Raw genomic sequence first — 11,728 nt, 5'->3', positions numbered from 1 at the left:
AATCCAACTTTTCTTTTACATAATTTGATGACGTATTTCTGGGTATTTATTTAAGATTTTATTAATTTTCATTGCTAATTTTTCTTTAAATGAAAATCTAGATACTAAAATGCCATAAACTGATTTATACAACGCAAAACGTAATACAACAAGCAATAGAATAATAAATACAATAGAAGAACCTACTGCGATAAACACAATCGCTATAGTATGATATGTTTTCTCCATTTTCTCAGGTGTTGCATATTTTAAGATGTTATCTTTAATTTTTTGCAATGGTTCTTTGATGTTTTTAGCAATTTCTGTTAGATTTTGATATGTTGCTTCATTTTGATCAATAAATGGTTTGATGTAATTATTTTGAACTGAAGTAATGCTATTAATTGCATTTTGAATTTGTTCTTTAATATCTGGTGTAACTTGTGGATTATTATATACCTCTTGCAAACGTGTAACAAATTCATTGATATCATTATTTGCTTGATTTAACATATATAAATAAGATTCTGGATCTTCTTGATTACTTGGATCAATTTTGTTAGTTAAAGTTAAAGCTTTGTCAATTAATGGTACATTCGTACCATCAGTTACATGAATACGGTATTTTTCATATACCATAGCTTGATGTTTTAACATCAATGCACCAGATATAATTCCCAAACATGAAAGAAGAATTAAAAAGATAGTATTAATTCAAATAATGATTTTTCCAAATACTCTTGCTAACATAATTAAAATAATCCTGGTTTTAGTTGTAATTTACCACTTGCAAAATCTTTCATTTGTTTTGACATACGATCAAAATCAGTTAATAATAAATTATATTCACGCGCAGTACGTCCGCTACCTTTAAGAATTCTTTCTTTTCTTTCACTATTTTTCAATAATTTAGGGTTTTTCTTTTCAGCTTGTGTCATTGAATCCATTAATATTTTATAAACATGGAATTTCTCTTCCGCTTCTTCAATTTTTGCATCGTCAATCTTACCAGCTAGACCTGGAATCATTTTTAACAATGATTTCATTTTTCCAAGTTTTTTAATTTGTTCTAAACTATTCATTAAATCGTTTAAGTCAAATTTTCCAGATACCATTCTGTATCCGATTTTCTTCATCATTTTTTCATCAACTTCTTCTGAAGCTTTTTCAATTAATGATAAAACATCACCCATTCCTAGGATTCTATCTGCCATTCTATCTGGATGGAATTGTTCTAATCCATTAATTTTTTCACCAACCCCAATAAAAATGATTGGGATTTGAAGTAAATGAGTAATTGATAACGCAGCTCCACCTCTTGCATCACTATCTAATTTAGTAATCACAGTTCCATCAACGCTTAATTGTTCGTTAAAGATTTTAGCTACGTTGATCACATCTTGACCTGACATTGCATCGACAACTAAAAAGATGTAATCTGGATGGGTGTATTTCTTGATATTTTGTAGTTCTTGCATTAAAGTTTCGTCAATTGCCAAACGACCGGCTGTATCAATAATAACTAAATCATGTTTATTATCAATTGCATATTGTTTAGCATTAACTGCAATTTTAACTGCGTCATTGATATCTTCTGTATAAAAGTTAGTATCAATTTGTTTAGATAATTGTTCAAGTTGTTCTCTCGCTGCTGGACGATAAATATCATCTCCAACTAATAAAGGAGATTGACACATTTTCTTCTTTCTTAAATATGAAGCTAATTTAGCAGATGTTGTTGTTTTACCAGAACCTTGTAATCCAACCATCATAATCACAGTTGGATTACTTTTCATTTTAATTTCACAACTTTTTGTTCCAAGAATTCTTGTAAGTTCGTCTTTGAAAATTTTTAAAACAGTTTGTTGTTTGTTTAATTTACCAATAATTTGACTATTTAAAGCTTTTTCTTTAACTTCTTTTGTGAAATTCTTAACAACCTCAAGGTTAACGTCGGCTTCTAGTAATGCTAATTTAACTTCTCTTAAAACTTCTAATATATCAGCTTCTTCAATGGTGATTTTTTTATTCAATTTTTCCATTGAACGTTGCATTCTTTTTTGTATAAAATCTAACATAATATTAATATTATATATGAACCATATACACATAAACAGAATTAATTAAAAAACAATGAGTATAACTCATTGCGTTAATTTGAATTTATTTTCCGTATTTAAACAATATTTTAATTAATTTATAAAAATCAAATTCAATCTTATTGTCTTTATATTGCATAATTTGATTAATTCATTTAGCAATAATGGAATTGTGAAAGTCAATTTGATATTCTTTAAATTCATTGCGAATAAATTGAATTAATTGATTTAAAGCTAATAAATCATGTTTGATATAAAATGTTAAACCATAATTTTTATCAAACCTAAATTTCTTTAATAACTGAAATTTATATAGAATCTCATTCATAAAATAATCTCTAGTTTTAAATATTTTATTAATGAATTCAATTTTATGAATATTAATTTTTATGTTATTTATGATCTTTAAAATTTTCAATGAATTATTAGTATTAATTTCTTTTAAAAAACTAAGAAATTTTGGATCATTTAAATAATTAATGTAATGATATTTTGTAGCAAGAAGGTCATAATATAAATTCATCTCTATATTGTCTAATATTAATGAAAAATTTATTGATTTATTCAATTTATCATTATGTTTTTCCAATAAACTACACAAGTCATTTATTGCGTTGTTGATTTTAAATTCTCTAGCTTTTTTATTTAAATAATCATATAAATAGAAATTGCTTAAAATTTGACATATTTTAGATGATATTAAATAACAATCATTCGTTATTTTAATGCCTTTATAATCTTCAATATATTTCTTTTTAATTGTTTTAGCTAAAATTGACTCAACGATAATAGGGTCTTTATCATTTTTGGTACATATTTCAAAATGCGATTTACATTCTGTATCAAATGGATCAAAATTACTAAATCGTTGCTTAATTTTTCTAAAAATCTTATTTTTTATTTTTAAAGAATTGTTAGTGAATAATATATCTATATCGTTTGGAATTCTTGTGATATATTGTTTTAAAAAGAATACAAAACTGCCTTGAAGCACTGCGCTAGAATAACGAGATTGAATTGATTTAACTATTTTTACTATTTTGTTTTTCTTCATTATCTTTGTCTAACATACTTAGATGTTTTAATCTATCATAATCTATATACGTATCAATTGCTTTGGCTCACTGTGAGTATTTAAGTGTAAACCATTTAGGCCGTCTTGAAATAAATAACATATAAAAAGTAGAAATAATTAATATAAAATAAAACTTATAACGTTTATAATTGGTTCTTTTTCACAAATATGCAGTTATTAAAAACAAAGGCTCTTTTTTTCAAAAAAACAAAATAATAGAATGTATAACAATTGAAACTAAAGCAATTACTGCTATTATTATCTGAACAATTATATTATGATTATCTTCTTTGCTATTATAACTATAGGTAGCAATTAAATATATAAAACAAGAAAAAGAAGCGATAAAAGAAATTATTGTTCATAAATAAAACACTAAAAATCGTTTAAGTTTTTTATAATATGTTTTTAATCTTTCATTCTCTAAAAGTTTCTTGATTATAATTTGTTTTGTTTTTGATATTGGTTTTAAACTAATCATTTTAATATATTGAATAAATGTTCATATAATAATCTCATGGTAATAATCTTTCTATACCTTCAAGCATATGTTCCATTTCAGATTCTCAGCGACCCAAGTGATATCTTAATACGTAAGAAGTGCTTATCGCTTTCATAATTCTTTTTAGAAAAATGACTTCATCTTTATATTCTCTAGGAGACATTCAAAAATTTTCGAAAGCATTTTTTAGATGTTCGTAGAAATCATACATATGTGAATAAATTTTTTCTTCTCTTTCCTTAGATATATTTTCAAATATGGTTTGACTTATTTGGTAAGTAAATTGTAGAGGTTCCGTAACTGACAGCTCCTTGAAACTTTTTAGATTTCAAGAGAAAAATGAATTAGGTGAATTTAACAAATCAACAAAACCATAAAGTCCCATTAATATGTCTACCGTTGTAAAAAATATACTTATTTCATCGTTTTTATCAAATTTATATCTATATTGAAAGGTTTTATTATATTTGAGAAAAATTGCATATAAGTCGCACATTGTTTTTTTATCAATAATTTTGTTTTGATCAGTTTTAGTTTCTGATGTTGTATATAAATTTACAAATAAATTATCAAATATTGCTCTATCCTCTAGAGTTTTGAATTGAATTGTGTTTGATAATGTAATATAAAAATTTCTTAATCGTTCGTCAAACTTTCGTAATTGTTCGTTTGTTGGATTTTCAATGGTCCCAAATTCTAATCAATAATTTGTAAATTCTTCCAGTTCGTTTTCAATATTTTGAATGTTATGTTTAGTTTTTATAGCCATTGACCCCATAGCTAATGAACCTGTATAACATGAAATCGAAGCGATTGAAACTAACCAACCAATGAATGGTACATTACTTAATAAACTTAACGCAGCACCAGCCAATGCCAATTCATGTTGTTTTTCTTTGTAATATAAATAATCTTTAAATTTGTCTTTTAATATTTCTTCAATGAAAGACAAAAATTCAACATAGGTTTTTTCTTGTAAAAAACTATGTCTAATACGTTTGTATTTTTTCTCAAAATCACCCATTAAGGCATCTCAATGGATCCGTTGTTTGAATTGTATTTTTAAATCTTTAGATAAATCAAATGTATCTAAATTAATAACTTTTCTGAAATCTTCTTCTTTTAGTAATAAAGCGTTGTAGAAAACTAAAAAAATCATTTCTTTAGATTTTGCATCCATTTTTTCATATATTTTCAAAAAATCTTCTGGAGTTGTTTTACCGTCACTAACTTTTTGAATTAAAACCATATCCAACATAAAATCCCTCTTTCTAATTACAAAAAAACGCATAACAAACATTTATATATAATAAATGTATGCTATGTCGTCTTTATATTTAAATAAATTAATACTGCACTCACAACTTAATTATACAATGGAATACAACATTTGTTAATGTTATATTTTTTTACAATGATTGAAGGCTTATTTCGAAAATTTCATACATCATGTCCATCATTAGGTTGTATGTTCTCATTTCTGATACTTTAATGCCATATTGAGCATCTGTTTCTGGTTGTTTTTCAATTAATTTTGAAAATGGTTCAATTAATAATTTAATAATTATTTCTTGTCCGTGAGAAATTAATAAGTCTTTTATTTTTTGAACTTTAAGATTATAACTTTCTGTTAATTGAGTAACTTCTGCTTTATTTACTTCCACATCATCTGAAACAGGCTCATCAACTGATGCAATTATTTTATCAATGTATTTTGTAGTTATATCTATAAGTTGTGATGACACTCTTAATTGTTTCATTGTGTCAATTAATTGCTCTTTTGTTTTTATAGTTTCTTTACTGAATGTTGGAAACTTTTGAATGCTTCCTTTAATACTTTCGTTAGTAACTGATAAAAGTTTTGTATCAAGACTTGCTAATTTTTCATTATAAGTTTTGTTTAGAGATTCAAATTCAGAAAAATCAATAACTTCTTCTTTCTTTTCTTTTTTATCGCATGATGCAGCAATTAAAGGTAAAGATATTGGCAACCCCAATGATAGACTTGCAAAGGTTAATAAAATTTTTTTAGATTTTTTCATGTCGCTCCTATTACTTTAAAACATTTCATTATATAAATTATAAATTATTTTTATATCTTTCCAGAAATCAATCAAGTAAAAGTGTGTAGTGCAAAACAAAATTGCAATAGTTCTTAATTAAAAAATAAGTGTTTTTTAAATGGAAGTTAATATGCAAAAATTCTCTTATGAAAATATTGACTTCCAAAACAATGAAATCAATAAAAAACATTCAAAAATGAATAGATTTTTTCATTTTCTTGAATTTAAAAACTTTTTTGAATTTCATTTCTTTTAACAATATTTATCATATCTTTCGCAATCTTTTATTAAATATATTTTATATATTAATAAATTGTAGTAAAATTTTAAGTAATTTATGTATGTCTAGAAGCATAAATGAAAGGTTACTATATGAATGATAATCAACAAAAGAATTTACAAGAAATTATTAATCATTTAAAAACATCGGGTTTTGTCTATCAAAATGCCGAAATATATGGTGGTGTTGTCAATACATGAGATTACGGAAATCTCGCAACACAAATGATGACGGAAATTAAAAGATTATGAGTAAGAGAATTTATTAAAAGAGAAAATAACTATCAAATTGATTCAAAAATTATCACCAATCCTCTTGTATGAAAAGCAAGTGGACATATTGATAATTTCGCAGATTATTTAATTGAAAATAAAGTTAATGGTAAAAGATATCGTGCCGATCATATTGTTAAAGATTTATTTCCAAACATTAATGTTGAAAAAGCAACATTTAGTGAATTAGAAGAAATCATTAAAACAAATGTTAAAGAATTTGACGGAGAAAAAACTGAATGAACATCAATAAGACCATTCAATTTGATGTTTAAAACACAAATGGGTGCAATTGATTCATCAGCAAACCAAACATATTTAAGACCAGAAACTGCTCAAGGTATTTTTGTTAACTTTAAAAACGTAGCAAGAACAACAAGAGCTAAATTGCCTTTCGGTATTGGTCAAATTGGTAAGAGTTTCAGAAATGAAATTACACCAAGAGATTTCATTTTTAGAACTAGAGAATTTGAACAAATGGAACTTGAGTTCTTCTGTAATCCAAATGAAGATGAACATTATTACAAATATTGAATCAATAAATGTAAAGACTTTGTTCAATTATTGGGTTTAAAAAATGACAACATTAGAATTAGACCACACGAACAAGAAGAATTAAGCCACTATTCAAAAGGAACTAGTGATATTGAATATCTATTTCCTTTTGGTTGAGGTGAATTACTTGGTATTGCAAACCGTGGTAATTACGATCTATCACAACATATGAAATATTCAAATGAATCACTTGAATATTTAAATGATGATGGAAGTAAAATAATCCCTTATGTTATTGAACCTTCTATTGGTTTAGATCGTTTATTATTTGCATTATTGATTGATGCTTTTGAAGTAGAACAATTAGTGGAAAATGACAATAGAATTGTTTTAAAACTTGATTACAACATTGCTCCATATCAAGTTGCAATTCTTCCATTAATGAAGAAAATCAATTCAAAGGCAACTGAAATATACGAAAAATTATTAAAAGAAACTGATATCAGAGTTACATATGATGAAGCTGGTTCAATTGGTAAAAGATACCGTAGACAAGATGCAATTGGTACACCTTTTGCGATTACCATTGATTACGAAACATATGACAATAATACAGTGACAATAAGAAATAGAGATTCAATGGAACAAACAAGAATAAGCATTGATGAAATTGAATCATATTTAAACAAATTTAAGAAATAAGGTGTTAATGGAAAATATCAATATTTGAGAAAAAGTTTTACAACAAACAGATATAGTTAGCATTATAGGTGAATATCTACCTCTTAAGAAACGTGGTAATGATTATTGAACTAATTGCCCTTTCCATGGAGAAAAAACACCTTCATTTTCAGTTAATGCTAAACGTCAAATCTTTAAATGTTTTGGATGTTCAAAAGGTGGAAACGCACTAAAATTTATTGAACTTTATGAAAATGTTTCTGCTATTGATGCATTAAAAAAACTAGCTCAAAAAGTAAATATTGATATCTCCCCATACATCAAAACACATACATCAAATAATCAATACACACAAGAACAAACACAATTATTTGATTTAAATAAAGATTTAAGTGATTTTTATCAATATCAAATTATTGCTAACAAATCATTACAATTAAAAGAATTTATTGATAAAAGAAATTTAACACGAGAATTGATTAAGGAATTTGAAATAGGATTTGCTGATGAAAATCAATCAGTATATAACTATTTAAAATCTAAAAATTTCAGTGATGAATTAATCATGAATTCATCTGTTGTTGCTAACGCTAAGCAAAATTTCTTTAATAATCGTTTAATATTCCCAATTAAAAATAAATTCGGAGATGTTATTGCGTTTTCAGGAAGGGATATTAATTCAACCACTGAAGTTAAATATTTAAATTCAGCGGAAACTATTGTTTTTAAGAAATCAGAAATTTTATTCAACTACTATAAAGCGAAGAATTTCATTGAACAAACAAATGAAGTTATTCTAGTTGAAGGTCAATTTGATTGCATTGCTTTATTTAAAATTGGAATTAAAAATGCAGTAGCCTTAATGGGTACAGCATTTACCGAATCTCATTTAAAGCTTTTAAGAAATTGCAATATTTATTTATTTCTAGACAATGATAAAGCTGGAATTGCTGCAACTTTAAAAAATTTAAAAATTATTTTATACTACAGCAATAGCTATAACATTACACCAAGATTTATAATTAATAATTTCAAAAAAGATCCAGATGAATTATTTAATATCGACAATGGTAAAACACTAAAAGAAATAATTGATCAAAAAACAGATTTAACAACATTTTTAGCTACTAAATACTTTATTGATGCCAATTATTCATCTTTAGAAGTTAAAAATAAATATATGATTCAGTTATTTGAATTCATTTATTATCTTGATGATACATTAAAAATTAGTTTTAAAAATTTAGTATTGCAAAATAATTGACTTTCTGAAAGTGAATATGAAAATTACTTCAATATATATTGCAAACCTAATTTCCCAAGTGATAGATCTTTCCAATCATTAATTTCAACTAGAAACATTAATAAAACTAATGAAACAGAAAATTTCAATAAGTTTTACACACCTAACATCGAAGATATTGAACAATTGCAAAAAATTGGTAACCCCGAATATAAACGACCTATTGGTGTACGTGAAAAAGACTTTTATATGATATTAAAAGCAATATTAATGCAACCTGAATATCTTAAAAATTGAGACGTATATCAATATACGCAATTGAATGATAAAAATACATCTCAACTTGAGATTAAAAATACCATCTGTTATATTGCAATGAAATATTTAATCGATCATAAACAATATAGCAAGCAAGATATCATTGATTTAATCGTTGCTGATAAAAATGAAACAAATGAAAATAAACAAAAATATATTCAATGTATTAACCAAGATATTTTAAATAATATTGAATTAATCACTAAAGATGAATTCAATGAAAAAATTAAAAATTTAACAAATATCGTAGAGAAAAAACATAAAAAAATAATTCTATTAAAAAAAGGAGAATAACATGGAAAAATCAGAATTACAAACATCAATTGATTTAGTTGTCAAAAAACTAAAAGAAGAATTAACCAAACTTCAGAAGAAAAATGCAAGTAAAACTTCTTTTAATCAAGAAGAGGTTTATAAATTCCTTGAGAAAAAGAAACTATTCGTTGATGAAGAAGAAACCAATGAATTATTTGAACAATTAATTAAACAAAACATTTTAAGTATGGATATTGATTTCGGTGACGATGATGATGTAACTGAAACTGATTTGGCAAGCAATATCAAATCAAGTAAAAAATCTAAATCAAAAATTGATTTTGATGATGAAGAAGAAATGGAAGAAATCATTGATGAAATTGATTTTGATGAATCACAAATCAAAGATATTGAAGAAGAAGATTTAGATGAAGATATTGATGAAAACGAAGAACTAGATGTTGATTCTGAATATGACGATTCAAGCGTACGCATGACAGATGAAGAAGGTATTTCTGATGAAGAAGATAACCTAGATTTTGTTCATGACGATTACATAGAACAAGCGCATGAAATGGATGACGAAGATGAATTTGATGCTGAATCATTGATTAAAGATTACGACGATTTTGATGACATTAAATTAGAGGAACGTCAATTAAGCTTAAAAGATGAAAGTGGCTTAACTAATAAATTAACCGAAACAAACGATATTGTTAAATGATACATGCGTTGAATTGGTAAATACGGAAAACTATTATCTCCAAAAGAAGAACTTGATTTAGCTAAAAAAATGGAAGAAGCAGAAAAAAATGGAGATAAATACCGTTATAAAAAAGCTAGAGATATGCTAGTTAAAAGAAATCTAAGATTAGTTATTAATAACGCAAAACGTTATAAAAATCGTGGATTAACTTTTATTGATTTAATTTCAGAAGGTAATTCAGGAATTATGAAAGCTGTTTCTAAATTTGATTACAAAAAGGGTTATAAATTCTCTACTTATGCAACCTGATGAATTAGACAAGCAATTACCCGTGCCGTTGCTGACCAAGCTAGAACAATTAGAGTGCCAGTACATATGGTAGAAACCATTAATAAGATCACTAAAATTGAACGTGAATTGCAACAAGAATTAGGTTATGCACCAAGCGATGATGAAATTGCTAAAAAATATGGTGGTGATTTCACTGCAGAAAAAGTCAGATATATTAGAAAAATTAATATCGATCCAATTAGTTTAGATAAAAGTGTTGGTAAGGAAGAAAATTCATTCTATAGTGATTTTGTAAAAGATGAAACTGTCATGAGTCCAACCGACTACGCTTCACATGAAGAATTAAGTGTGATACTAAATGATATGTTAGAAGATAGTCTAGATTACGAAGATAGAATTTTAATTAGAAAACGTTTTGGAATTGGAAAAGATAAAAACGGAAATACATATCGTCCACACACTTTAGATGAATTAGCTAAAGAAATGAATTTATCTAAAGAAAAAGTAAGACAACTAGAAACTAAAGTTTTACGTAAATTAAAACACCCACAAATTAGAAAGAAATTAAAAGAATTTTTCATTAACGAAAGTTATGATATTGATTAAAAAGGAGTAATGATGATCAAAATAGGTAGCCATGTAAGTTTTAAAAGTCCTAACTATTTAGTTGGTGCAATTCAAGAGAGTTTGAATAATAATGCAACATGCGCTATGATCTATTTAGGTCCTCCACAGAACACAATTCGTGTATCAACTGATAAATATCAATATCAAGAATATCTATTAAAATATCAATCATTAATTCCTGAATCAAATATTGTTGTTCATGCTCCATATATCATCAATGCAGCTAACCCTACTAAATATAAATTCGCTCAACAATTTTTAATTCAAGAAATTCAAAGAATGAATTACATTAATGCTAATTTATTAGTATTACACCCAGGAGCACATACTGAATTTAGTCGTAAAGAAGCTCTTGATACATTAATTGAAACACTAAAATATGTAATTAGTAAAACTAAAGACGTAATTATTTGTCTAGAAACAATGGCTGGTAAGGGAACTGAAATTTGTAGTAATTTAGATGAAATTAATTATGTTATCACAAATGTAAATAGCAGTCGTCTTGGTGTATGTCTAGATACATGTCATATATGAGATGCTGGTTATAACATTAGAGATTACAATAATTTCAAACAAGAATTGAAAGAAAAAAATATTTTTCAACATATTAAAGTAATTCATTTAAATGATTCATTAAATCCAAGATCAAGTCATAAAGATCGTCATGCAAATATTGATAAAGGATATATTGGATTTGAAACTTTAGAGAAATTTGTCTATGATCCTGAATTTAAAGAAATTCCTAAAATTCTAGAAACCCCCTATATAAACAACCAAAGCCCTTACAAAGAAGAGATAGCTATGCTACTACACAAAAATGAAGTAAAATTATTTTAAAGAGG

At 25.8% G+C, this 11,728-nt stretch carries 10 protein-coding genes; 5 read left to right on the top strand and 5 right to left on the bottom strand.

What is annotated here, in order from left to right:
• Positions 1-15: 15 nt before the first annotated feature.
• The 5 genes from EXC28_RS01470 to EXC28_RS01450 all read right to left on the bottom strand — a co-directional run bounded on the left by EXC28_RS01470 (position 16) and on the right by EXC28_RS01450 (position 5,697).
• Positions 16-729 (bottom strand): hypothetical protein, encoded by a 714-nt coding sequence (locus tag EXC28_RS01470; protein WP_029330214.1) that lies wholly within the window; start codon positions 727-729, stop codon positions 16-18.
• 2 nt (positions 730-731) lie between these two features.
• Positions 732-2,057: a signal recognition particle protein gene (gene ffh, locus EXC28_RS01465; protein WP_029330215.1), complete on the bottom strand. Its 1,326-nt coding sequence runs from the start codon at positions 2,055-2,057 to the stop codon at positions 732-734.
• 85 nt (positions 2,058-2,142) lie between these two features.
• Entirely contained in the window at positions 2,143-3,132 is a 990-nt protein-coding gene (locus EXC28_RS01460) for a hypothetical protein (protein WP_029330216.1), read from the bottom strand.
• A 503-nt stretch (positions 3,133-3,635) separates the two neighbouring features.
• Positions 3,636-4,913, bottom strand: a complete 1,278-nt coding sequence (locus EXC28_RS05685; RefSeq protein WP_029330220.1) for a hypothetical protein — start codon at positions 4,911-4,913, stop codon at positions 3,636-3,638.
• Positions 4,914-5,064: 151 nt separating this feature from the next.
• Positions 5,065-5,697, bottom strand: coding sequence for a variable surface lipoprotein (locus EXC28_RS01450; RefSeq protein ID WP_029330221.1), 633 nt, complete (start codon positions 5,695-5,697; stop codon positions 5,065-5,067).
• 151 nt (positions 5,698-5,848) lie between these two features.
• Between EXC28_RS01450 and EXC28_RS05680 the strand changes: the two genes are divergently transcribed.
• The 5 genes from EXC28_RS05680 (at position 5,849) to EXC28_RS01430 (ending at position 11,723) form a co-directional block, all read left to right on the top strand.
• Positions 5,849-5,974, top strand: a complete 126-nt coding sequence (locus EXC28_RS05680) for a hypothetical protein (protein ID WP_277872045.1) — start codon at positions 5,849-5,851, stop codon at positions 5,972-5,974.
• 116 nt (positions 5,975-6,090) lie between these two features.
• Positions 6,091-7,467 carry a glycine--tRNA ligase gene (locus tag EXC28_RS05675; protein WP_029330222.1) on the top strand — a complete coding sequence of 459 codons (1,377 nt, stop codon included), beginning with the start codon at positions 6,091-6,093 and terminating at the stop codon, positions 7,465-7,467.
• 7 nt (positions 7,468-7,474) lie between these two features.
• Positions 7,475-9,301 (top strand): DNA primase, encoded by a 1,827-nt coding sequence (gene dnaG, locus EXC28_RS05670; RefSeq protein ID WP_036437437.1) that lies wholly within the window; start codon positions 7,475-7,477, stop codon positions 9,299-9,301.
• A gap of 1 nt (position 9,302) precedes the next feature.
• Positions 9,303-10,865, top strand: a complete 1,563-nt coding sequence (locus EXC28_RS01435) for an RNA polymerase sigma factor (RefSeq protein ID WP_029330228.1) — start codon at positions 9,303-9,305, stop codon at positions 10,863-10,865.
• Between the two features lie 12 nt (positions 10,866-10,877).
• Positions 10,878-11,723 carry a deoxyribonuclease IV gene (locus EXC28_RS01430; RefSeq protein WP_029330230.1) on the top strand — a complete coding sequence of 282 codons (846 nt, stop codon included), beginning with the start codon at positions 10,878-10,880 and terminating at the stop codon, positions 11,721-11,723.
• The last annotated feature ends 5 nt before the right edge of the window (positions 11,724-11,728 follow it).

The organism is Metamycoplasma cloacale, assembly GCF_900660735.1.
Classification (GTDB): Bacteria; Bacillota_I; Bacilli_A; order Mycoplasmatales; family Metamycoplasmataceae; genus Metamycoplasma; species Metamycoplasma cloacale.
This window is presented reverse-complemented; position numbering and strand designations above follow the sequence as displayed.